This window comes from Demequina soli (assembly GCF_000971195.1).
In the GTDB taxonomy this organism is placed as follows: domain Bacteria; phylum Actinomycetota; class Actinomycetes; order Actinomycetales; family Demequinaceae; genus Demequina; species Demequina soli.
On sequence record NZ_BBLZ01000003.1, the window covers coordinates 186,181 to 209,295 of the forward strand.

General features: G+C 72.1%; 21 protein-coding genes. 9 read left to right on the forward strand and 12 right to left on the reverse strand.

Annotated elements, in window-relative coordinates; translation table 11 throughout:
• Positions 1-87: 87 nt before the first annotated feature.
• The 4 genes from AOM04_RS07415 (at position 88) to AOM04_RS07430 (ending at position 5,203) form a co-directional block, all read left to right on the forward strand.
• Entirely contained in the window at positions 88-924 is an 837-nt protein-coding gene (locus AOM04_RS07415; protein ID WP_062464141.1) for an SDR family NAD(P)-dependent oxidoreductase, read from the forward strand.
• Positions 925-1,047: 123 nt separating this feature from the next.
• A complete protein-coding gene (locus tag AOM04_RS07420; RefSeq protein ID WP_062464142.1) occupies positions 1,048-3,246 on the forward strand; it encodes an MMPL family transporter in 2,199 nt (732 codons plus the stop codon).
• Between the two features lie 83 nt (positions 3,247-3,329).
• On the forward strand, positions 3,330-4,547 hold the full coding sequence (locus AOM04_RS07425) for a sensor histidine kinase (RefSeq protein ID WP_169816423.1): 1,218 nt from the start codon (positions 3,330-3,332) through the stop codon (positions 4,545-4,547).
• Positions 4,544-5,203 carry a response regulator gene (locus tag AOM04_RS07430; protein ID WP_062464144.1) on the forward strand — a complete coding sequence of 220 codons (660 nt, stop codon included), beginning with the start codon at positions 4,544-4,546 and terminating at the stop codon, positions 5,201-5,203. Before AOM04_RS07425 ends, AOM04_RS07430 begins: the two co-directional genes overlap by 4 nt.
• Positions 5,204-5,302: 99 nt before the next feature.
• Here AOM04_RS07430 and AOM04_RS07435 read toward each other — a convergent pair whose 3' ends face one another.
• From AOM04_RS07435 to AOM04_RS07465, 7 genes are all read right to left on the reverse strand, one after another.
• On the reverse strand, positions 5,303-5,518 hold the full coding sequence (locus AOM04_RS07435; RefSeq protein WP_156160655.1) for a hypothetical protein: 216 nt from the start codon (positions 5,516-5,518) through the stop codon (positions 5,303-5,305).
• A gap of 43 nt (positions 5,519-5,561) precedes the next feature.
• Positions 5,562-6,014: a hypothetical protein gene (locus AOM04_RS07440; RefSeq protein WP_062464146.1), complete on the reverse strand. Its 453-nt coding sequence runs from the start codon at positions 6,012-6,014 to the stop codon at positions 5,562-5,564.
• 121 nt (positions 6,015-6,135) lie between these two features.
• The gene (locus AOM04_RS07445; protein ID WP_082104481.1) at positions 6,136-7,404 is read right to left on the reverse strand and encodes an anaerobic sulfatase maturase; all 1,269 of its coding nucleotides are present in this window, start codon (positions 7,402-7,404) and stop codon (positions 6,136-6,138) included.
• A gap of 80 nt (positions 7,405-7,484) precedes the next feature.
• Positions 7,485-9,053: a sulfatase-like hydrolase/transferase gene (locus tag AOM04_RS07450; protein WP_062464147.1), complete on the reverse strand. Its 1,569-nt coding sequence runs from the start codon at positions 9,051-9,053 to the stop codon at positions 7,485-7,487.
• A gap of 50 nt (positions 9,054-9,103) precedes the next feature.
• Positions 9,104-10,123, reverse strand: coding sequence for a CE1 family esterase (locus AOM04_RS07455; protein WP_062464148.1), 1,020 nt, complete (start codon positions 10,121-10,123; stop codon positions 9,104-9,106).
• A gap of 152 nt (positions 10,124-10,275) precedes the next feature.
• Entirely contained in the window at positions 10,276-13,020 is a 2,745-nt protein-coding gene (locus tag AOM04_RS07460) for a glycoside hydrolase family 3 protein (protein WP_062464149.1), read from the reverse strand.
• Between the two features lie 7 nt (positions 13,021-13,027).
• Positions 13,028-15,463 carry a beta-glucosidase gene (locus tag AOM04_RS07465; RefSeq protein ID WP_062464150.1) on the reverse strand — a complete coding sequence of 812 codons (2,436 nt, stop codon included), beginning with the start codon at positions 15,461-15,463 and terminating at the stop codon, positions 13,028-13,030.
• Between the two features lie 115 nt (positions 15,464-15,578).
• Between AOM04_RS07465 and AOM04_RS07470 the strand changes: the two genes are divergently transcribed.
• From AOM04_RS07470 to AOM04_RS07485, 4 genes are all read left to right on the forward strand, one after another.
• Positions 15,579-16,166 (forward strand): TetR/AcrR family transcriptional regulator, encoded by a 588-nt coding sequence (locus tag AOM04_RS07470; protein WP_062464151.1) that lies wholly within the window; start codon positions 15,579-15,581, stop codon positions 16,164-16,166.
• A 65-nt stretch (positions 16,167-16,231) separates the two neighbouring features.
• A complete protein-coding gene (locus AOM04_RS07475) occupies positions 16,232-16,813 on the forward strand; it encodes a TetR/AcrR family transcriptional regulator (RefSeq protein ID WP_062464152.1) in 582 nt (193 codons plus the stop codon).
• A complete protein-coding gene (locus tag AOM04_RS07480; protein WP_062464153.1) occupies positions 16,810-17,958 on the forward strand; it encodes an SGNH/GDSL hydrolase family protein in 1,149 nt (382 codons plus the stop codon). The genes AOM04_RS07475 and AOM04_RS07480 overlap by 4 nt, the downstream gene beginning before the upstream one ends.
• 50 nt (positions 17,959-18,008) lie before the next feature.
• On the forward strand, positions 18,009-18,863 hold the full coding sequence (locus AOM04_RS07485; RefSeq protein ID WP_062464154.1) for a formate/nitrite transporter family protein: 855 nt from the start codon (positions 18,009-18,011) through the stop codon (positions 18,861-18,863).
• A gap of 4 nt (positions 18,864-18,867) precedes the next feature.
• On the opposite strand, the gene AOM04_RS14535 is transcribed toward AOM04_RS07485, so the two are convergent.
• Together AOM04_RS14535 and AOM04_RS07490 are read right to left on the reverse strand one after the other, a co-directional pair.
• The gene (locus AOM04_RS14535; RefSeq protein ID WP_156160656.1) at positions 18,868-19,014 is read right to left on the reverse strand and encodes a hypothetical protein; all 147 of its coding nucleotides are present in this window, start codon (positions 19,012-19,014) and stop codon (positions 18,868-18,870) included.
• 188 nt (positions 19,015-19,202) lie between these two features.
• Positions 19,203-20,258: a zinc-binding dehydrogenase gene (locus tag AOM04_RS07490; RefSeq protein ID WP_228373660.1), complete on the reverse strand. Its 1,056-nt coding sequence runs from the start codon at positions 20,256-20,258 to the stop codon at positions 19,203-19,205.
• 207 nt (positions 20,259-20,465) lie between these two features.
• Between AOM04_RS07490 and AOM04_RS07495 the strand changes: the two genes are divergently transcribed.
• Positions 20,466-21,395 (forward strand): DUF4349 domain-containing protein, encoded by a 930-nt coding sequence (locus tag AOM04_RS07495; RefSeq protein WP_062464156.1) that lies wholly within the window; start codon positions 20,466-20,468, stop codon positions 21,393-21,395.
• A 4-nt stretch (positions 21,396-21,399) separates the two neighbouring features.
• Here AOM04_RS07495 and AOM04_RS07500 read toward each other — a convergent pair whose 3' ends face one another.
• The 3 genes from AOM04_RS07500 to AOM04_RS07510 are packed head-to-tail and all read right to left on the reverse strand — an operon-like array spanning position 21,400 to position 23,032.
• Complete coding sequence (locus tag AOM04_RS07500; RefSeq protein ID WP_062464157.1) at positions 21,400-21,801, reverse strand: cupin domain-containing protein; 402 nt, start codon at positions 21,799-21,801, stop codon at positions 21,400-21,402.
• Positions 21,798-22,133 (reverse strand): carboxymuconolactone decarboxylase family protein, encoded by a 336-nt coding sequence (locus AOM04_RS07505; protein WP_062464158.1) that lies wholly within the window; start codon positions 22,131-22,133, stop codon positions 21,798-21,800. The genes AOM04_RS07500 and AOM04_RS07505 overlap by 4 nt, the downstream gene beginning before the upstream one ends.
• Entirely contained in the window at positions 22,130-23,032 is a 903-nt protein-coding gene (locus AOM04_RS07510) for a helix-turn-helix transcriptional regulator (RefSeq protein ID WP_062464159.1), read from the reverse strand. Before AOM04_RS07510 ends, AOM04_RS07505 begins: the two co-directional genes overlap by 4 nt.
• Positions 23,033-23,115: the final 83 nt, after the last annotated feature.

Genomic DNA, 23,115 nt, shown 5'->3' on the forward strand with positions numbered 1-23,115 from the left:
GGGACGGCCGTCCCACCCGCCACATCTGTCATTGGGAATCGCCCAGGCGCGGGTCGGTACGATGCACGCGCACCCCGGGAGGCCACCTTGACGCAGCGCATCGTCCTCATCACCGGCGCGTCCGACGGGATCGGCGCGGCGACGGCCCGCGCCCTCGCGCGGCGCGGCGACCGCCTGCTCCTCACCGGCCGCTCCCCCGCCAAGCTCGCCGCCGTCGCGGACGCCACCGGCGCCGAGCGCCTCGCCGCGGACTTCGCCCGCCTCGACGACGTGCGCGCGCTCGCCGCCTGGGTCCGCGAGCGCACCGACCGCCTCGACGTCCTCGCGAACAACGCGGGCGGCATCTTCGCCGAGCGTGTGATGACCGCAGACGGCAACGAGCGCACCCTGCAGGTCAACCACCTCGCGGGCTTCCTCCTGACGAACCTCCTGACGGACCGCCTGATCGCCGCGCGCGGGACCGTGGTCAACACCGCGAGCGCCGCCGCGACCAAGTACGCCCGCCTCGACCTCGACGACCTCGACGCGGCCCGCGGCTACAAGGCGACCACGGCGTACGGCAACGCGAAGTTCGCGACGATGCTGCACGCCGCAGGCACGCACGCCCGGCTCGCCCCCGAGGGGGTCCGGGCGGTCGCGATCTACCCGGGCGACGTCGCCTCGAACTTCGCCAAGGACACCGGCACCGCGTCGATGAAGCTGTTCTACAAGGGGCCGCTGGCTCGGTTCCTGCGCACGCCCGAGGACGGCGCGGCGAACCTCATCTGGGCGATGGACGATGCGCCGGACCCGGGCCGGACCTACACCGAGCGCCGCGTCCCGCCCCGCCGCCCGCATCCGCAGCTGGCCGATGCGGCGCTCGCCGACGCGCTGTGGGCCGAGAGCGAGCGCCGGGTCGGGCTGGGCGGCGCGATCGCCGGGTGACGCGGGCCGCGCCCGATACCGCGGATGCGGTACGTCGGATCACCCTCCTGCGGGACGCGTGATGAGGCGCCCCCTCCGTAGCGTCGCTGGGGTCACGACCTCGACACCCTACGGAGAAGAATCATGTCCTCATTCCTCGCGAGGATGGGCCGCTTCAGCGCGGCCCATCGCCTCGTGGTCGTCCTTGCCTGGGTCGCGGTGTTCGCCGGCCTGGCCGGCGTGCTCGGGGCCAAGGGCCTCGGCGAGAACAGCCCCGACACCATCCCCGACTCCCGGTCGACGCTCGCGCTGGCGACCATGAGCGAGCAGTTCCCGTCCGACGCCGCGCAGGGCGCGACCCTGCAGCTGGTGTTCCATCCCTCGGACTCGCTCGTCACTGATCCCGCGACCGCCGCCGCGATCTCGCAGCTCCTGGCCCAGGCCGCCGACCTTCCCGGCGTGACCTCCGTGAGCGACCCGTTCGACGCATCGTCCCCCTACGTCTCCCCCGACCAGACCCTCGCGGTCGGCACGCTCGCCTACGGCGACCTCACCGCCGACCAGCAGCAGGCCGACTACGACGCCGCGCTCGCCCTCAAGCAGGCCGCGCCCGCGGACCTGGGCGTCGAGCTCGGCGGCAACCTTGTGCCGCTCGGCGCGCCCGAGCAGGGCCTGGGCGAGGCCGTCGGCGTGCTGGCCGCGTTCGTGATCCTGCTGCTCACGTTCGGGTCGATGCGCGCGGCCGGTGCGAACCTGCTCGCCTCGGGCGTCGGCGTCGTCGTCGGCATGGTCGGCGTGTTCGCGTACGGCGCGCTGTGGCCTATCGGGTCAAACTCGATCATCCTGGCCGCGATGCTTGGCCTCGCGGTCGGGATCGACTACAGCCTGTTCATCCTGTCGCGCTTCCGCAACGAGCTTCGCGCGGGCAGGCGGGTGGACGATGCGGTGGCACGGGCCACCGGCACCGCCGGCACCGCTGTCGTGTTCGCGGGCCTCACCGTCATCGTCGCGCTCGTCGCGCTCGTGGTCGCGAACATCGGCTTCATCACCCAGATGGGCGTCGCCGCCGCCGCGGCGGTCGCGATCGCGGTCCTCATCTCCCTCACTCTCCTTCCGGCCATGATGCGCACGATGGGCGTGAAGGCGCTGTCCAAGAAGCAGCGCGCCGCGCTGACCGCGGGCGAGCTGTGGGACGAGTCGCAGCACGCCACCACGGGCTTCCTCAACGGCTGGGCCGGCTTCGTGGTGAGGCGCCCGGTCGTCGCGATCCTCGCGGGAGTCGCGGTGCTCGTGACGGTCGCGCTTCCGATGCTCGGCATGAAGACCGCGTTCTCGATCCCCGGCGGCACCGACCCGCAGGGCACCGAGCGCACCGCGTACAACCTCATCGTCGACAAGTTCGGCGGCGTCCAGAGCCCGCTCATCGTGCTCGCCGAGGGCGACGGCATCGCCGCCCACACCGCCGACATCGAGGCCGACCTCACGGCGATGGCCGGCGTCGAGCACGTCATGCCCGCCGAGATCAACGCCGCCGGCGACTACGCCCGCATCGTCGTCATCCCCGACGCCGGCCCGATCGACGACGCCACCACCGCGCTGGTCCACGACATCCGCGCCGACGAGGACGCCATCACCGGCGTCCACCTCGAGGTCACCGGCGAGACCGCGATCGGCATCGACCAGACCGCGGCCCTCAACTCCGCATTGATCACCTACCTCGCGGTCATCGTCGTCATCTCGCTGGCCCTGCTGGTGCTGATGTTCCGCTCGATCCTCATCCCCGTCGTCGCGACGCTCGGCTACCTGTTGTCGCTGTTCGCCTCGTTCGGCGCCAGCACCGCCGTGTTCCAGTGGGGCTGGAGCTTCCCACTCATCAACGCCCCGCAGGGTGACCCGATGATGAGCCTGCTTCCGATCCTCCTGGTCGGCGTCCTGTTCGGCCTCGCGATGGACTACCAGGTGTTCCTGGTGTCCCGCATCCGCGAGATGCACGTGGCGGGCATGGACGCGAAGGCCGCGATCAGGGAGGGCTTCGCCCGCAGCGCGCCGGTCCTGGTGGCCGCGGCGTCCATCATGACCGTGGTGTTCGGCGGCTTCGCGACCAGCACGTTCAACGTCGCCGCCTCCATCGCGTTCGGCCTCATGATCGGCGTGATCGCGGACGCGTTCATCGTCCGCCTCGTGCTCATGCCCGCCGTCCTGTCGCTCCTGGGCGAGTCGGTCTGGTGGCTGCCCCGCTGGCTCGACAAGGTCCTGCCTCACGTCGACACCGAGGGCCATGCGCTCGACGACCGCGAACCCGAGGGCGAGCGCGAGGGCGAGCGCGAGCTGGTCGACGCCTGATGCCCACCCCCGCGTCCGCCGGGCGCCGCGCGTCCCGCACTCAGGTTCGGGAGGCGCGGCGGCCGGCTGACAAGATGAGTCCCATGGCAGACGGGGCCGGCAGGCGCGGGACGATGCGCGGCCTCCTGCCTCCCCGCACCGACCTGGTCGCGATCGCCGTCGCGGTCCCCGTGCTCGCGATCGTCTCGGTGGTGCCCGTCGCGATCGGGTTCGCGGACTACGGCCGTGTCGCGGTCATGGCGGGGCTGTCGCTGCTGCCGGCCCTCACGGTCCACCGCATCCCCCGGACCGCGCTCGCGCTCACCGTCGCGATCGAGGCCGCTCACGTGCTGATGCTCGAGTTCGGGAGCACGCTGCCCCACGGCGTTGACCTGTCCATCGCGCTCGTGCAACCCGTCCCGCTGGCCACCGCCGTGGTCGCGGGATTGGCCGTTCTGCACCTCCCTCGCCGCACCGCCTGGGTCGCCCCGATCGTCGCGGCGCTCGCCCTGGCCGCGGCGAGCTACTCGCAGACGGGCATGGCCGACATCGGCACCACCGTGATCCTGTTCGACGTGGTGCTCATGGGCGCCGGCGTCGGGGGCCTGGCACGCGCGGCCCGCGAGCGGGGCGCCCGCCGCGACGCGGCCAACGCCGAGCACATCGACCGCGCCGTCGCCGAGGAGCGCCTGCGCATCGCGCGCGACCTCCACGACGTCCTCGCCCACCAGCTCACGCTCATCAACGCGCAGGCCGGCGTCGCCGAGTACCTCCTCGACACCGACCCCGCCGCCGCCCGCACCGCGCTGTCGGGCATCGCCCGGCACACCTCCGAGGCCCTCGACGAGGTGCGCGCGACCGTCGGCATGATGCGCATGAGCGACGACTCCCCCGAGAGCCGCACCCCCGTTCCCACGCTCGACGATCTGCCCGCGCTCATCGAGTCCTACGCCGCCGCGGGCGCGACCGTCACGCTCGAGGTCGACGGTCCCTCCCGCCGCCTTGGCGACCCGTCCGGCCTGGCCCTGTACCGCATCGTCCAGGAGGCCCTCACGAACGCCGCCAAGCACGCGCCCGACGCGGCGGTCGCGGTGGAGCTCACGTGGTGGACCGACACCGTCGCGGTGCGCGTGGAGAACGCACGGCCCGCGCGCGTGATCCCAGGCGACGGCACCGGCGCCGGGCTCATCGGCATGGCCGAGCGCGCCCGCGCCCTCGGCGGCACCCTCGCCACCGGCCCGACCGGCGCCGGCGGCTTCGCCGTCGAGGCGAGCCTGCCCTGCCCGCCCGTCGACACCCACGCCAAGGAGGCGACCCCGTGACCATCCGCGTGCTGCTCGCCGACGACCAGGCGCTGCTGCGCGCCACCTTCCGCATGCTGCTCGACTCCGCCGAGGACCTCGAGGTGGTCGGCGAGGCCGCCGACGGCGCATCCGCCGTCAGCGCAGCCCTCGCGACCGCGCCCGACGTGATCGCCATGGACATCCGGATGCCCGGCCTCGACGGGATCGCCGCGACCGCGCGCATCGCCACCGAGCCCACACTCGCCGGCACCCGCGTGCTCATCCTCACCACCTTCGAGACCGAGGAGCACGTCCTCGCCGCGCTGCAGGCCGGCGCCGCAGGGTTCCTCGGCAAGGGCGTCGAGCCGGCCGCGCTGCTCGACGCGATCCGCACCGTCGCCGCGGGAGACCGGCTGCTGTCCCCCGCCGCCACGCAGGCCGTCATCACCCACGTCCTCGACGCCGCACCCCGGGGCGATGCCGCGCACGTGCCCGGCATCGACGAGCTCACCGAGCGGGAACGCGAGATCGCGATCCTGGTCGCCGAGGGCCTGTCCAACGACGAGATCGCGCGAGCGCTCTTCATCAGCCCCGCCACCGCGAAGACCCACGTCAACCGGGCGATGACCAAGGTTCACGCGCGCGACCGCGCGCAGCTCGTGATCGCGATGTACCAGGCGCGACTGGTCGGCTGACGCGAACGATTCCCAATGACAGATGTGACGGGTGGGACTGCCGTCCCACCCGTCACATCTGTCATTGGGAATCGCGCGGCAGCGACGCGAGCGCGGAGACTAGTGCGGCGCCCCCACCGGCGGATGGTCGGGGATCACATGGACGACGAAGCGGTTGCCGTCGACCTCGACGACGTGATCGACCCCCACCTCGCCCATGGCTGCGGCACGAATGTTCGCAGGGGTCTCACGGCTCTCCACGCGATCGAGCTCGACCTTGGTCTGCGAGGCGTACGCCTGGGCCTCCGTCACCGTGAACACGGGGAGATCCTCCATCGTTCCGCTCACCTCCATCGCGACCACATCACTCCGAACCACACTACGCACCACGTGAGCCATCCGGAACCGGCCCAACCCGGGCGAGCTCACTTGCGATGGCACCGTCGACGAACGCGCGTTGCTCTGCGGTTGTGGCCGTCGCAATGAGGTAGATGCGCGCCTCGCGCGCCGCCCGCCACTTGCGTTGCGCGTCGAGCTCAACGGCCCACCGGGCGTTCGCCCACCAGTGCTCGATCTCACGGCGGACCTGCTCTTCGCGGGCTTCGCGCGCCCGCTGTGCCGAGGTATGCACGACGCCCCAGGCAGCCAATCCCGCGGCGATCGCCGTCGCGACGGGACCACGGTCGCCGACGATCGCGACGAGCGCGGTCGCGTCGAGCTCTCCGTCGCCAGCGACCGCCGTCGCGATCGCACCCATCAACGCACCGAGCGCCATGAGCGCAAGAGACCCGGCCCACCGCAAGGCGGGCGGGCTGGCGATCGGCTCCGGCATGCTCCGACCGTAGGCGTGCAAGCGCCATGGAGACAGGCGCCACGGGCCATCTGTGGACAGCGGCGGCGCGCAAGCAGGAGCTACGCACCAGGCGTCACTGCTTCCCCACCCGTCACAACTGTCATTGGGAGTCGCGCAGCAGGTCCGCCATCGCTCGGATGGTCGGCTCCGCATGCGAGAACGCGCGGTAGTAGCCCGCGCACAGGTGGTTGAGGCCGGGCTCGCCGTCGCGTGAGACGTCGAACCGGTCCTTCGGGCATCCGCCGTGGCACGCCCACCGCACCGGGCACTCGACGCATTGCGCCGGCAGCGACGTCCGCTTCGCCGCCCCGAACTCGCGCTGCCGCGGCGACCGCAGCATCGTCTGCAGCGACGCGTCGGAGACGTTCCCCAGCAGGTAGCCGGGCTCCACGAAGTGGTCGCACGAGTACACGTCCCCGTTGTGCTCGACCGCGATCGCGGAGCCGCACTCGGGCGCGTGGACGCACATCGAGTACTGGCCGAGCGCGTTGCCGAGCATCACGTCGAAGTGCTGGACGAACATCGTGCCGACGTCGTGCGCGGCCCACTCGTCGAAGATCGCGACCAGGAACTCGCCCCACGCTGCGGGATCCACGCTCCGCGAGGTGACTGCGTCGCCCTCCTGGCGGTAGAGGATCCGGGTCCCGTTGCCGTCCTTCCAGCCCTGCTCCGCGATGGGCAGCTGCTCGCGGGTGACGCGCTCGACGATGGGGATGAGCTGGAGGTGCCGCGCCCCCAGATCGTCCCGGAAGTAGCGGTACACCTCGAGCCCGTGGTCCTGGTTGGCCGCGTGCACGGTGCACAGGATGTTGAACTCCACCCCGTGCCGCTTCAGCACCTCCAGCCCCCGGAGCACCTGCGCGTGCGTCGCACGTCCGGCCTTGTTGACCCGGTACGCGTCATGCAGGTGCGCGGGCCCGTCCATGCTCAGCCCGATGAGGAAGCCGTGCCGCGCGAAGAACTCGCCCCACGCATCGTCCAGCAGCGTGCCGTTGGTCTGCAGCGTGTGCCGCACCGTCTGCGTCGGGCGGCGCAGCTGCTCGGCCAATGCGACGGCCCGTTCGAAGAAGGCCAGCCCGCGCATGGTCGGCTCGCCGCCCTGCCACGCGATCTCGACCTCGCCGTCGGGCTGGGAGGCCAACAGGTTGGCGAGGTACGCGTCGAGGCCCGCCTCGGTCATGCGCTGGCCGTCGCCGTCGTACAGCAGCTCCTTCGACAGGAAGAAGCAGTACGTGCAGTCGAGGTTGCACGCGGCCCCCGTGGGCTTGGCGAGCACGGTGAACGGGAGCCGCGTGCGCCCGGCGGGGTCGATCCCGGGCACCGCGACCACCGTGGGCCGCGGCGTGGGCTCGTGCGGGCTCGTCGTCATGTCCTCATCCTTGCGTGATCCGTCGGGGGGACGATGCGGTGGCCGGGGTCGCGCGGACCCGGCCACCGCATCGTCCGGTGTCAGCCGATCCAGCCGCGGGGGTTCTCGGCCATCTCGGCGTCGCGACGCTCGAGCTCGGCCTTCAGGGTCTCCGCGACGTCGGGGTGCCGCTCGAGCAGGTCGTAGGACTCGGCCGGGTCCGTCGTGAGGTCGAACAGCCACGGGCCCTGCTGGGTCGCCGCCGTGAAGGACATGTCGCTGGTGCCGTACAGGTACGGGTGCTGCCGGTAGTACTTGTAGCGGCCGTCGCTCACGGCGATGAGCTTGTCGCTCGCGTAGTAGTAATAGAAGTCGCCCACCTTCTCGCTCTGGCCCGCGAGCAGCGGCGCCATGCTGGTGCCGTCGAGCACGCGGTCCGTGGGGGCGGCGATGTCGAGCCAGTCCATGAGCGTCGGCAGGATGTCCGTGCCCATCGCCATGGTGTCGAGCGTGCGCCCGCCTTCGACGCCGTCGGGCCAGTGGATGAGGAACGGCACCTGCATGCCGCCCTCGTTCACGGAGCCCTTGCGGCCGCGCTGGTCGCCGGCGTCGCCCAGGTGCCACGGCCCGTTGTCGCTGGTGATCATGATGATCGTGTTGTCCAGCTGGCCGGTGGCCTCGAGCTCGTCGACGATCCGGCCGATGCCGTCGTCGAGGGTCTCGACCACGTCGCCGTAGAGGCCCGCGTCGGAGCGGCCCTCGTTCTCGGCGGCCGTGTAGAGCGGCTCGTGCGGGAAGTTGTGCGCGAAGTACAGGAAGAACGGGTCTTCGGACTGCGCGGACTCGCCGATGAACCTCACGGCCTCGTCCGTGTAGAGGCCGTCGATCTCGGTCTGGTCCACCTCGTCGACGAGGACCTCGTCGTCGCGGTAGATCTTGAACGGCTCGATGTCGTTCGAGTAACGCGAGCCGAGGAACGTGTCGAAGCCGAAGTCGTTCGGCAGCGCGCCCTCGGTGTCGCCGACGTGCCACTTGCCGATCATCTCGGTCGAGTAGCCGGCGGCCTTGAGCACGTCGGGGATGGTGATCTCCGCCTGCGTGAGGCCGAACGTGCCGGTCACCTTGTTGATCATGCCCATCGGGGTGCCCGTCGGGAAGAGGATGTCGGTGACGTCGGCCCGCGGCGACAGGCGCCCGGTGAGCATCGCCGCGCGCGACGGCGTGCAGACGGCGGCCGGCGAGTGGTAGTTCGTCAGCACCACGCCTTCCTCGGCCAGCCGGTCGATGTTCGGGGTCTTGATCGGGGTCTGCCCCGTGAAACCGAGGTCGCCGTAGCCGAGGTCGTCGTAGTAGACCAGCAGCACGTTGGGCGCCTTGCCGGTCGAGGTGGTGCCCGCGAGCGACGCGAGGTACTCGTCCTTGGCCGCCTCGTGCTCGGGCGAGTCGTCGGGGCTGTTGGTGAGCGCCTCGAACCCGACGTAGCCCGCGCCCGCGACCACCGCGGCACCGGGGATGGCGAGCGTCAGGCCGGTGGCCTTGAGGATGCGCTTGCCGCGGCCCTGCCGGTGCGGCGCATCGACCGTGGTCGCCTCCGGGGCGTCGGCGGGTGCCGTCTCGGCGGCGCCGGCGGGTGCCGTCTCCGGCGACTCGGGGGGAAGCTCTGATGACATCGTCGTCCTACTTCTTGGGTAGTGGTGTGGAACGTGCGGCCTCGGCCGCGTCAGCCGAGGGTCGAGAACAGCTCCCACGCCGCGACCGGCGCGTTGAGCTCGTCGGTGGTGCCGCCCATCATGCGCGCCACCTCGGTGACGGGGTTCGGCACGATGCGCCCGCCGCCCTCGACGCTGTAGAGCAGGACGGGAGCGTCCGTGTCGGCACCCCAGGCGGACAGCGTCACGGCGCCGTCGGAGCCCGGCTCGCCGCCGACCACCGACTCCACCGGGGACCCCGCGACGCCGTTGATCGCGGCGATCGCCGCGGCGGACTCCGGCGCGGACCGCATCGTGCCCAGGTCCTGGCCGACCATGCCGCCCTTGCCGCCCTCGTACGGGTTGATGGGGTCGCCGGTGCCCTCGACCAGGATGGTCGGGACGGGCGCGGTCCAGGCGTCGCAGGACCAGTTGTCCTCGGCGGGCAGGTTCGCGGCGTTGGCCTCGATGCCGGCGAACGTGCCAGGAGACTCGGCGGCCATCCGATAGAGCATGTGGGAGCCGTTCGAGTAGCCCACGCCGTACGTGTGCGACGCGTCCAGCGCGTAGGTGACCGCCGCATCGTCCACGAGCGCCTCGAGGAACGCGACGTCGTCGATGCCCTCGTCGGTGGCCGGGTAGCCGGTGTCGGGCCGGCAGTCGTGCCAGGTGTCCTGGTAGCCGTCCGGGTAGACCACCACGAAGCCCTGCTCGACCGCGAGCTCATCGAGCTGATAGCCGGTCGCGGCGCGCATGCCGTCGCCGTCCATCCGCGAGCCGTGCAGCGCGACCCACAGCGGCGCATCGTCCCCGAGCGAGGACGGGACCACGGCCGTGTAGGTGCGCTCCATGCCGTCGACGGTGAGCGTGCGGTGCTCGATCGATGCGTCGAGCACGGGCTCCTCGGGCGCGGGCGCGTAGGCGAGGTACCAGCCGGCGGCGCCGCCGGCGAGCACGATCCCGCCGACCACCCCTCCGGTGATCGCGAGGCGGCGTCGCCAGCGGCGAGGCTTGGCGGGGGTGGACGATGCGGGGGTGTCGGTGGTGGTCAACGCTGACCTTTCGCTAGGTGGGGGGTGGGGCGGGACGATGCGCGGCGCGCAACCGGCGCATCGTCCCGCCGGCGATTTCCAATGACAGATGTGACGGGAGTGTCGGAGGTGACAGCCTCACAAACCGGCGTGAGTCCCATCTGTCACATCTGTCATTGGGAGTCCATCGCCGAGGTCTTGGCGACCGTGTAGAGGATGGTGTGGACGCGGTCGCGCAGGCTCGCGCCCATGCCCACCGGGTCCGCCTTCACGGCGGCCTTGGTGGTGTTGACCGTCGCGGTCGGCAGCACGGCGAGCATGAGGTCGTTGCCGTTCCGGGCCGCGTCCTCGGGGTTCATCCACCCGCCGAGCACCGCGTCGGTCGACACGAAGCCGTCGAAGCCCCACTCGTCGCGCAGCACGCCCTGGAGCAGGTCCGCGTTGCCGCCCGCCCAGCTGCCGCCGATGTTGAGGAACGAGCTCATCGCGCCGGCCGGGTCGGACTCCTTCACCGCGATCTCGAACGGCTTGAGGTAGATCTCGCGCAGCGCCTGCTCCGACACGAAGATGTTCTCGCCGGTGCGGGCGTTCACCTCCTGCTCGTTGAGCGCGAAGTGCTTGATGGTGGTGAGCACGCCCTGGTCCTCGGAGCCGCGCACGATCGCGGCGGCCATCTTGCCGCTCACCAGCGGGTCCTCCGAGAAGTACTCGAAGTCGCGGCCGCCCATCGCGGTGCGGTGGATGTTCATGCCCGGGGCGTACCAGACCTGGATGCCGTAGGCGTTGGCCTCGTGGCCCACCGACTCGCCGAGCGCGTACGCCAGCTCGTCGTTCCAGGTGGAGGCGACCACGATCTCGCTCGGGTACGCCGCGGCGTCGAGCGGCGAGAACAGCGAGTTGAGGCCCGCGGGGCTGTCGAGCATCGTCATCGACGGGATGCCAAGGCGGTCGACCTCCTTGGTCGCGTACGCGCCGTAGGAGAACAGGTCCACCTGCTCGTCGACGGTGAGCTGGTCCAGGAACGCGTCCCACTGCGGGTCGTCGTAGTCCACGCCGACCATGTCGGACAGCGTGAGGCCGTTGTCGGCGCCGTAGGTCGGCGCGTCGCCCGAGGCCGCGACGTAGGTCGGGTCCATGCGCTCGAGCAGCGCGTCGGAGGCGGTCTCGGTGCCGTCGGGCGCGGCCGGGTAGGTGCCGTCCCAGTCGGCGCGCGACAGGTACGTGAGGTCGCCCTCGGCGTAGCCGAAGCGGCTCTCGTAGGCGGTGCCGGTGTCGGGGTCGGCGTCGTAGACCACGGGGTCCACCACCGCGACGGTGGACGATGCGACGGGCGTGTGGACGTCCGTGCGCGCCGAGATCTCGTAGTCGCCGGCCTCGAGCAGGTAGCTGCCGGCCGAGGTGTCCCAGGACGCCATGTCCTGGACGTCGAAGGTCACCGTGACGGTCTCCGAGGCGCCGGGAGCGAGCTCGGAGGTCTTGGCGTAGCCGGCGAGGTCGATCGCGGACTTCTCGATGCCGCCGTCGGTGTAGGGCGCCGAGTAGTAGACCTCGACCACGTCCTTGCCCGCGACGGCGCCGTCGTTGGTGACCGCGACATCGACGCTGATGGTGTCGCCGTCGATGGCGGGCTCCGCGACGTCCCACGAGAAGTCGGTGTAGCTGAGACCGTAGCCGAACGGGAACTGGACGGTGTCGGCGTAGCCCGCCTCGTCGCCGGCGTAGCGGGTCTCGTACCAGCGGTAGCCGACGTAGATGCCCTCCTCGTAGTCGAGGAAGCCGCGCTTCGCGTTGGTGTAGTTGTAGTCGCCGAAGTTCTCGGTCGACGGCGCCGAGGCGACGTCGTACGCGTACGTGTCGGTGAGGCGACCGGAGGGGTTGACCTCGCCGGTGAGGATCTTGGCGAGCGACGTGGCGCCCTGCGGGCCGGGGGTGCCCATCCACACGGCGGTGTCGATCTGCGGGTACTCGTCGAGGAAGCCGAGCTCCATCTGGTTGCCCGAGTTCACCACCACGACCACGTGGTCCATGACGGAGGTCACCTTGTCGAGCAGGTCGCGCTCCGCCTCGGTGAGCTGGAGCTGCTCCTGGGTGAGGTCGGCGCCCTCGGCGCCGTCGTTGCCGATCACCACGATCGCCGTGTCGGAGAAGGACCTCGCCTGCGCGAGCACGTCGTCGGTGAGGTAGTCCGGCGCGGGCTCGTTCTCGCCGCCGCCGGTCAGCATGCCCACCATCTGCGACACGAAGTTGCCGTTGTCACCCTGGTGCGCGGCGCCGGCGTCCTCCATGGTCGCGTAGAGGTCGGTGTTGTAGTCGACGCCCTGCGCCTCGAGCGCCTCGTACAGGGTCGGGGCGCCCGCGGTGTTGGAGCCGCCGGAGCCGGCGCCGCCGAGGCGCAGGTTGAACGACGCGAACGAGAACACGTTGACGCCGCCGTCGAGCGGGAGCACGTCGTTGTCGTTCTTGAGCAGCACCATGCCCTCGTCCGAGATGGACTCGGCCACGCCGGTGGCGGCGTCGCGCGCCGCCTGGGCCTCGGGGGTGTCGTCGCTGAACTCGAGCTGCGTGATGCGCATGATGCCGCCCACGTAGGGCGCGGCGAGCGCGATCACGCCGATGCCGGCGGCGGCGGTGACGCCCCAGCCGATCGCGCGGCGCGGACGGTGCTTGACCTTGCGGTAGACCCGCGCGCGACGCTTGAGCTCGCGCCGCTGGGCGCGGTTGAGCGTGGGCCGCACCTCGGCGCGCTCGGCCTTGGCGGCAGCCTTAGCCTCGGTCGCGGCGGCCTTGTCGGCCGCCTTGGCCGCGGTGCGCTCGTCCGGCGACATCGCCTCGAGCTCGGCCTTGCGTGCCTTGCCGGCCGCGCGCTCGTCCTTGACTCGCGCGACGGCGTCCTGCTTGATCTCTTTACGAGTAGCCATGTCTCTCTCAGTTCTTGCGTGCAGCGCGCTCGCTCCTTCGCCGAGCGCGCCAGGCGCCCCCGACGCGGCCGAGGCCACGCCAGAAGCGACGGTTGACCATGAGCAGCAGGCCGTCGAGCATCGCGTCGTCGACCCTTCCGCCGCTCATGCGCGCGACCGACCGGAACGGCAGGTCGAGCGCAAACCTGGTGTTGTTCGCCGCGAGCGGCTTGCCGAGCGCCATCAGCACGGCGCCGGACGTGTCGATGAGCCAGTGGAGGAGGCCGCCGAAGCCGCCCCTGCCCTGGCACTGCGCGATGATGTCGTCGCGCGTGAGCGGGCGAGTGCGGTCCCAGGTCGCCGGCGGCAGGGACCGCCCGAGCAGCGCCTCGAACTCCGAGGCGTCGACGTCCTCGACGCGGCCCGACACGTAATGCGGCAGGCGCGCGGCGTCGGGCGTGGTCCACGCCTCGCCGTCGACCTCGAGGTCGGCACGGACGCGGATGTCGCGGGACGATGCGCCGGCCAGGATCGCGTAGGTCCCACCGGCGAGGCGCCACGCGTCCGCGGCGGCGTCGTACACGTGGAACGCGTGATCGGCGTAGGCGATCTCGACGGTGGCGCTGTCGCCGGGCTCGAGGGCGACCCGCGCGAAGCCCACGAGCCCGCGCGGGGCGCGGACCTCGCCCTCGGCCGCTCCCGGGGCCTCGACGTAGAGCTGGACGGTCTCGGTGCCGGCGCGGTGGCCGACGTTGGTGACCGTGACGGTGGCGGACGTGGGGCCCACCGCCAGGTCGGTGTGCTCGAACGTCGTGTAGCCGAGGCCGTGGCCGAACGGGTAGCGCACGTCGGCGCCGACCTTGTCGAAGTAGCGGTAACCCAGGTAGATGCTCTCGCGGTGCTCGGAGCTGGCCTCGGTGCGGCCGAACGAGGCGTGCGAGGGCACGTCCTCGTAGCGCAGCGGGTACGTCTCGGCGAGGCGGCCGGCGGGCTCGGCGGCGCCGGTGAGGACGTCGGCGATCGCCGCTCCCCCGCCCTGGCCCGCGAGGTAGCCGTGGAGGATGGCGTCGACGTCGTCGGCGAACGGGAGCTCGACGGGCGCGCCGCCCGCGAGCACCACGACGACGCGCTTGCCGAGCCGGGTGACGGCGCGCACGAGGTCGAGCTGGTTGGCCGCGAGACGCATGTGGGCGCGGTCGACGCCCTCGGCCTCGGCGGACTCGTCGAGCCCGAGGAACAGCAGCACGGTGTCGGCCTTGGCGGCAAGCGCGAGGGCGCGGTCCTGGAGGCGCCGCGAGGGCTTGTCGCGGCGCGCGAAGCCGCGCTCGAAGCCGACGATGTCGAGGCCGGTCGCGCGCAGCGCGTCCAGCGGCGCGTCGACGCGCGTCGGGTTGACCAGCGAGGAGCCCGCCCCCTGGTAGCGCGGCGTCTCGGCGAAGTCGCCGATGACCGCGATGCGGCCCGCGGACGGCCCGAGCGGCAGCGCCTCGTCCTCGTTGCGCAGCAGCACGAGCGAGCGGCGCGCGGCCTCGATCGCGAGGGCGTGGTGGGCGTCGTGGTCGGCGACCCGCGCATCGTCCCCCCGCACCGCCGCGGTGCGCTCGACGAGCGCGAGCACCTCGTCGACGCGCGCGTCGAGGACGGCCTCGTCGAGCGCGCCGGACTCGACGGCGGCCACGATCTCGCGGTCGGTGACGCCGTCGGCCGAGGGCATCTCGAGCGCGTTGCCGGCGACAAGCCCGGCGACGCGGTCGTTGTTGCCGCCCCAGTCGGTGACGACGAGGCCGTCGAAGCCGAAGCGGTCGCGCAGGATGTCGGCGAGCTCGCGGTGCTCGTTGGCATACGTGCCGTTGACCTTGTTGTACGAGGTCATGACGGTCCACGGGCGGCCGTCGCGCACGGCGATGCGGAAGCCCTCGAGGTAGAGCTCGTGGAGGGCGCGCCGGTCCACCACCTCGTCGATGGACATCCGGTGGGTCTCCTGGCTGTTGACCGCGTAGTGCTTGAGGCATGCGGACACGCCTTGCGACTGGATGCCGCGCACCAGGGCGCCGGCGAGGGTGCCCGAGAGCAGCGGGTCCTCGGAGAAGTACTCGAAGTTGCGACCGGCGAGGGGGTTGCGCTTGATGTTGAGGCCGGGGCCGAGCAGCACGCTGACGTTCTCGGCCGCCGCCTCCGCGCCGAGCGCCTCGCCCACGCGCTCGATGAGCGCGACGTCCCAGCTGTTCGCGAGCGTCGCGGCGGGCGGGAAGCATGTCGCGGGGATCGACGCGTTGAGACCCAGGTGGTCCGCCGCGCCGCCCTGCTTGCGCAGGCCGTGGGGGCCGTCGGTGAGCATGATGCCGGGCACGCCGAGCCGCTCGACGGCCTTGGTGTTCCAGAAGTTCGCGCCGGACATGAGGGAGGCCTTCTCCGTCAGCGTCAGGGCGCTGCGGAGACGGGTCTGGTCGTCGGCGACTGTCATGAGAAACTACCTCGCATCAAGTTCCACCACGTGGTGGATGTCCGGTAGACCATAACAACTTCCACCACGTGGTGGAAATCCGGATCCCACGTCGGCCCGCAACGAGGAGGTTCACGTGCCCGACGGCTACACGACGGGGCGAGCGACCAAGCAGTCGATCGTCGCGAGCGCCGCGACGGCGTTCGGCGAGAAGGGCTTCTACGGCACCTCGCTGCGGAGCATCGCGCGCGAGGCGGGCGTGGACCACTCGACGCTGCTCCACCACTTCGGCAACAAGACCGCCCTGCTGCTCGCCGTCATCGAGTGGCACGATGCGCAGGGCATGCCCACCGACCTACCCGCCGAGATCACCGCGGACTACGTGGCCGAGGGCTTCGCCGGGCAGGCGGCTCGCAACGCCGAGACGCCCGGCCTGGTCCAGCTCCTGTCCGTGCTCACGGCCGAGGCGGGTGCGGAGGGCCACCCCGCACGCGAGACGCTCCAGAAGCGCCACGACCTCGTCGCGAGCGTCATGGCCTGGGTGATCCGCGTCCAGCGCGAGAAGCTCGGGCTGGACGACGACCCGCTGAGCCCCGAGGACCGCGCCGCCGTCATCATCGCCACCTGGGACGGGCTGCAGATGTACGACGCGCTCCATCCCGGCCGGCTCGACGTGCCGGCCCTCGTGCGCCGCGCGCTGCGCGACGCCTTCGGGCTCGAGTAGGCGCGCCGCCCCACCCCGTTGCCTACAGGTTGTAGGCAATGACCTATATGCCGTAGCCTGGCGCGATGCCTCGCACCCCGCTCTCCCCCGCCGTCGTCGTCGCGACGGCCGCGAGCCTCGCCGACGCCGAGGGCTACGACGCCGTCACCGTGTCGGCCGTCGCGCGCGCCCTCGACGTGCGGCCGGCCAGCATGTACGCCCATGTCCGCGACCGCGAGGCGCTGCTCGCCGGGGTGCACCGCCTCGCGCTGGGCGAGCTCGCCGAGCGCGTCGCCGCGCAGGTCGCGGGCCGCTCGGGGCACGATGCGCTGGCCGGCCTGGCCGCGGCGCACCGGGCATACGCGGCGGCGCGGCCGGGCGCCTGGACCGCGCTCCAACGCCCGGCCTCGCCCGAGACCGCCGCCTCCCCCGAGGCCGCGCGGGTCGCGTCGCTGCTCGCCGCCGTGATCCGCGGCTACGACGTGCCCGAGCGCGCGACCGTCGACGCCGTGCGCCTCGTGGGCGCGACCATCACGGGCTTCGTCGCCCTCACCGACGCCCAGGCCTTCGCGCATCGTCCCGACGACGTGGACGCCTCGTGGGCCGCCGCCGTCGACGCGCTCGACCGCGCCCTCACCTCGTGGCCCCAGGAAGGACCCGCCGCATGATCACCGTCCCGCTCACCTCCGACCTGATCCGCGGCGTCGCGGAGCTCGAGCCGACCGAGCGCGGCCTCGCCCTCCACCGGCTGCCCGCCTGGGTCAGGCACCAGCTCCCCGACCCGCAGCTCATGGCGATGGAGGCGCAGCCCGCGGGCGTCCGCGTCGCGTTCCGCACGGCCGCGACCCGCGTCGAGCTCGTCACGCACGCGAGCCGCGTGGTCTACGTCGGCGCCGAGCGGCCGCGCGGACGCGTCGACGCCTACGTCGACGGCGTGCCGGTCGCGAGCGACGAGCTCACCGGCGGCGACCGCCTCGAGATCGACATGACGACCGGCGCCGCGACCCCCCACGCCGGCGAGGACCACACGACGGTGCTCACGGGGCTCGTGGGCGGCGACCCGCTCGTCGAGCTGTGGCTGCCGCACAACGAGGCCGTGACGCTGGTGGCGCTGCGTGCCGACGCCCCCGTCACGCCCGACACCACGGTCCGCCCCCGCTGGATCCACTACGGCAGCTCCATCAGCCAGGGCTCGGCGGCGGTGCGACCCGGCGAGACGTGGACGTCGATCGCCGCGCGCGCCGCAGGCGCCGACCTGCGCAACCTCGGCTTCGGCGGCAGCGCGATGCTCGACCAGTGCGTGGCGCGCGTCATGCGGGACACCCCCGCGGAGGCCATCAGCCTCGAGATCGGCATCAACCTGGTCAACCTCGACGCGATGCACCTGCGGATCCTCGGCCCCGCGGTCCACGGGTTCCTCGACACCCTCCGCGACGGCCACCCGAACACGCCGATCCTCGTCGTATCCCCGCTGCTGTGCCCCATCCACGAGTCCACCCCCGGCCCGGGCGCCTTCGACCCGGCCACCATCGGCAGCGACCAGATCCGCTTCATGGCCACCGGCGACCCGGCCGACGCGGCGCGAGGGCGGCTCACGCTCGAGACCATCCGCGACGCGCTGCGCACCGTCGTCGCGGCCCGCTCCGACGACCCACGCCTGCACCTGCTCGAGGGCACGGCGCTCTTCGGCGAGGCCGACGAGGCCGCGGACCCGCTGCCCGACGCCCTCCACCCGAGCGCCGCCGCGCACCGGCTCATCGGCGGGCGCTTCGCCGAGCTCGCGTTCGGCCCGGGCGGCGCATTCGGGGGCTGATCCGCTCGAGTCCCAGGTACGACGCCGCCCTCCGTGGCAGGCTGGGCCACATGAGCGATCAGAGCGGCCTGTTCCCGGGCAAGATCTTCATCTCGACCGTGCTCGACGCACTCGAGACCAAGACCGCCATGAGCGGCGGCCTCGCCCGCGTCTATCTCATGCGTGCCGCGATGGCCGGCGTGATCATCGGCCTGATGTACCTCACGAACTTCGCCGTGGTCGCGGCGTTCGCGGGGTTCGGCGACGGCTCGCTCGTAGGGATCGGCAAGATCCTGGGCGCGCTCATCTTCGGCTTCGCGCTCGTGTTCATCTACTACTCGAAGTCCGAGCTGCTCACGTCGAACATGATGATCGTGACCGTCGGCTGGTACCACCGCCGGGTGTCCACGATGCGCGGCCTGCGCACGCTCGGCATGTGCTACCTGGGCAACTTCATCGGCGGGCTCGCGATCGGCCTCATCGTCCACTTCTCGACGATCCTCAGCGGCGCGGCGGGCGACCAGTTCACGTCGACCGTCGACCACAAGCTGTCCTACCTGTCGGAGGGCGCGGCAGGCTGGGGCGACCTGTTCATGCGCGCGATCCTGTGCAACTTCATGATCAACCTGGGCATGCTGCTGGTCTACAACGGCCTCATCAAGAGCGACGTCCTCAAGGCCATCGCGATGATCATGACGGTGTTCGTGTTCGCGTTCGTGGGCTTCGAGCACTCCGTCGCGAACACCGTCGTGTTCACGGTCGCGGCCCTCCAGGGCGGCCTCGACTGGGGCCCGGCGCTCGGCAACCTCGTGATCGTGCTGGCGGGCAACTTCGTCGGCGGCGGCCTGCTCATCGGCTGGTACTACGCGTACGCCAACGACGACCGGCGCTACCTGACCGCGCACCCCGAGGCGGCGGACGAGTAGCCGGTCAGTACCGGATCGCGTCGTCGAGGCGCAGGTCGCTCGCGTAGAACAGCTCGAGCAGGAGGCGCCGCCAGCGCATGCCCCGCGTCCTTCCGTAGTCGCGGAGGATCTGCTCCGCGCGTGCGATCACGTCGGCGGCCTCGCTGTCCATGGCGCGCCCCTCCCTGAGGAAGACGAGGGGCCTCGGCGCCCCTTCCTCTCGCACCGTACGCCCGGGACGCGGGCCGGCGTCCGGGACCATCGGCCCGAGGTGCGGGGCCCGAGGCACGAGGGACGATGCGCAGGTGGCGGCGGGTGAGCGCGCCGCCCGACCGAGGGCCGGACGGCGCACGCCCCTCGTCAGCGTCGCGGGTCGACCATCACCTTGAGCGCCTCGCGCGCGTCCATCGCGGCGTAGCCGGCCGCGGCCTCGGACAGGCCGATGGTCCGATCGAACACCCGGCCCGGGTCGATGACACCGTCGAGCACGTCGCGGATCGCGTCCTCGAGGTAGGCGCGCACGGGAGCGGGACCGCCGGCGAGGCGCGCGTTCTTGCCGAACAGCGAGCCGAACCCGACGGGCGCCTCCTCGTACTGCGGCACGCCCACCCGCGAGATGATCCCGCCGGGACGGACCACGCCGTACGCCTGCTCGTACGCGGGCATGTGGCCCACGGCCTCGAGCACCGCATGCGAGCCGAGACCGCCGGTGAGCTCCATGACCGTCGCGACGCCCTCGGCGCCGCGCTCGGCGACCACGTGGGTCGCCCCCCACTCGCGGCCGAGGTCGGTGCGCGCGGCGTGACGCCCCATGAGGATGATCGTCCCGGCGCCCATCCGCCTCGCCGCGAGCACCGCCGACAGGCCCACCGCGCCGTCGCCGATCACGGTGACGGTCTGGCCGGGCTCGATGCCCGCCATGAAGGCGGCGTGGTAGCCCGTGAGGTAGACGTCGGACAGCGCGAGCAGGGACTTGAGCAGGCCCTCGGGCGCGGTCTCGGGGTCGACGCCGGGCACCACGACGGCGGAGCCGTCCGCCTGCGGGATGCGCGCGAGCTCCGCCTGGAGGCCGGCCGCCGCGGGGGTGCCGTACCAGCCGCCGTGCGGGCACGCGGTCTGGAAGCCGTCGCGGCAGATCTCGCACGTGTTGTCCGAGAACGCGAACGGCACCACCACGAAGTCGCCGGGCTTCAGCGTCCGCACGTCGGCGCCGACCTCCTCGACCACCGCGATGAGCTCGTGGCCCATGCTGAGGCCGTGCTCGGACCCGGGCAGGGAGTGGTACGGGTGCAGGTCGGATCCGCAGATGCAGGCCCGGACGGCCCGCACGATCGCGTCGGTGGGCTCCTGGATGACCGGGGCCGGGGCGTCCTCGACGCGGACGTCGCCGGCGCCGTACATGAATGCAGCCTTCACGGGGGTGCTCCTTCTGAGAGGGGGTGAGGATGCCTCCAGCCTCGCGGCGCGGGACGATGCGCGGGAGACCGGGGCGACACGGGTACCGGCGGTACCCCCCTCGGCCGCGCACGCCGGACCGCGACATCATCACGCCTGGTCACAGCATGGTCACAGGTCGATCACCAACGCTTCCGCGCCGCCGGGCGTCTCCCTAGCATGAGCGCCATGGGCACACGCATCGCAGCGACCTCGCATCCCCTCCGCCGCGGCATCGTCGCGGCCGCGTTCCTCGTCCTCGCGTGGGGGCTGGTCGGCTGCAGCTCGGGCGCCGAGGACTCGTCGGGAGCGAGCGCGGGGGCGCTCGGCTACGAGGGCGGCGGGCAGGAGGAGCCGGCCACCGACGGCGGCACGTCGAGCGGGTCCGCGACCGGCGACCGCTCGCTGATCGTCACGGGCACGATGTACATGACCGTCGAGGACCCGATGGCCGCCGCCGACGACGCCCAGCGCATCGTCGAGGGCGCGGGCGGGCGCATCGACTCGCGCAGCGAGACCGCACCAGGCACGTACGACGGCGGCTCCGCGCAGCTCACGCTGCGGATCCCGGCCGCGCGCCTCGACCCGGTGGTCGACGACCTCCGCGGCCTGGGCACGGTCGACGAGTTCTCGACGGACTCCGCCGACGTCACCACGCAGGTCCAGGACCTCGACGCGGAGATCTCGACCCTGCGCGCGTCGACCGCGCGCATCGAGGCGCTGCTCGCGGACGCGGCCGACATCAAGGACATCATCACGCTCGAGAACGAGCTCGACGACCGCCAGGCGAGGCTCGAGAGCCTCGAGGCCCGCCAGCGGGGGCTCGCCGACCAGGTGGCGATGTCGACCATCGACCTGTCCCTCACCACCGAGCCCGTCGTGCTGGTCGACGACTCGCCGCGGTCCTTCTGGGGTGGCCTCGTGTCCGGGTGGAACGCGCTGATGACGTTCCTCGCGGGGACGCTGGTGATCGTCGGGGTGCTGCTGCCCTGGCTCGCGCTCGTGGCGCTCGTGGGCGCGGTGTCGCTTGCGCTGGTGCGGGCGCGGAGGGCACGCAAGCAGACGGTGGAGCCCCCCGCACCGCAGGAGCCGGTCGCGTCCGGCCCGCAGCAGGATTGAGGCCTCAGCGGGCGCCGGGCAGGTCCTCGTCCGCGACGTGCTCCTTCCACGCGGTGGTGGTGGCCGGGTCGTCGCCGTTCTCGAGGATCGCGAGGTGCTCCATGAAGGCATCGCCGGCGGCGTGGAAGTGGTCCTCCCCCGGCGGCGTGTAGAGGGTCTGGCCTGCGCGGACCTCGATGAGGGTGCCGTCGCGGCCGCCGAAGTAGGCGACTCCCTCGGTCACGTGCAGGTACTGGCCGCGCGCGTGCGAGTGCCACGCGGTGCGCGCCCCGGGTGCGAAGCGCACCTTGGCGACCACGGCGCGCTGGTCGGGCGTGTGCGGCATGACGATCGGGTCGAGCCACACGTCGCCCGCGAACTGCTCCGGCGGGTTCTTGATGGTCGGAATGGCGGGTTCGATGTTCACTTCGAGTCTCCTGAGTCCTGGAACAGCTGCTTGGCGAGGGTGAGCGCGGACACGGCCCGCGGCCACCCGGTGTAGAACGCGACGTGGGTGATCGCCTCGACGATCTGGTCCTGGGTCAGCCCGTTCGCGAGGCCCATGGGGATGTGGGCCTTGAGCTGCTCGATGTTGCCGCCGGTCACCAGCGAGGTGATGGTGACCAGGCTGCGGTCCCGCGCGGACAGCGCCTCGGTGCGGGACCACACCTGGCCGAACAGGACGTCGTCGGTGAGCTCGACGAAGGTCGGCGCGAAGCCTCCCATCATCCGCTGCATGGGGGTCTGGTCGTCGGTCATGCGAGGTTCCTCTCGGTGGACGATGCCGCGGGTGCTGCCGCGGTCGGGGTGTCCCGGCTGGCCCACCAGCTCGCGAGCAGGCGCAGCCTGTCCGCGGAGTCTGTGCCGGGTGCGGCGGTGTAGGTGGTGAGGTCGAGGCCGGGGTCGGCGGGCAGCTCGAGCCGCGTGTAGTCGAGCTCGACGAGCCCGACGACGGGGTGGACGAGGCGCTTGAGCCCGAGATGGTGGAGCCGGACGTCGTGCCGCGCCCAGCGGGTGCGGAACTCCTCGGCGCGCGTGGACAGCTCGCCGACCAGGTCCGACAGCGACCGGTCGAACGGGTCGCGCCCGGCGGCCGTGCGCAGGTTGGCCGCCGTCATGTCGGCGATGTCCTCCCAGTCCGGATAGAACGCGCGCGCCGCGGGGTCGAGGAAGATGAAGCGGCCGTAGTTCACCGGCTCGGTCTGCGTGGCGTACAGCGGCGCGTACATCGCGCGGCCCAGTGCGTTCGTCGCGACGATGTCGCCGCGGCTGTTGCCCACCACCGCGACCGCGTCGGTCATCGCGTCGAGGAGCTGCTGCAACGCGGGTCGCAGGCCGGCGGCGCGTGCGGGCCGGCGGCGGGCGCGCACCCCGGCGTTGGCCGCCCGGGCGAGGTCGGACAGGTGGGCGCGCTCCGCATCGTCCATCCGCAGGGCCCGCGCGATCGCGTCGAGGACCTCGTCGGAGACGCCGCGCAGGTCGCCGCGCTCGAGCTTGGTGTAGTACTCGACGCTCACGCCCGCGAGGACGGCGACCTCGCCGCGTCGCAGGCCGGGCACGCGGCGCGCACCGCCCGCGGGCAGCCCCACCATCGCGGGCGAGACCTTCGCGCGGCGGGTGGTGAGGAAGTCGCGGACGTCGTCCTTGGAGGGGGTCATGTCCCTGACGCTACGTCCCAGGGCCGATGCGAGGGAGACCTTGGCGGTACCCCCACCGGCCCCGCCCCTCGTCCCGCCCCCTC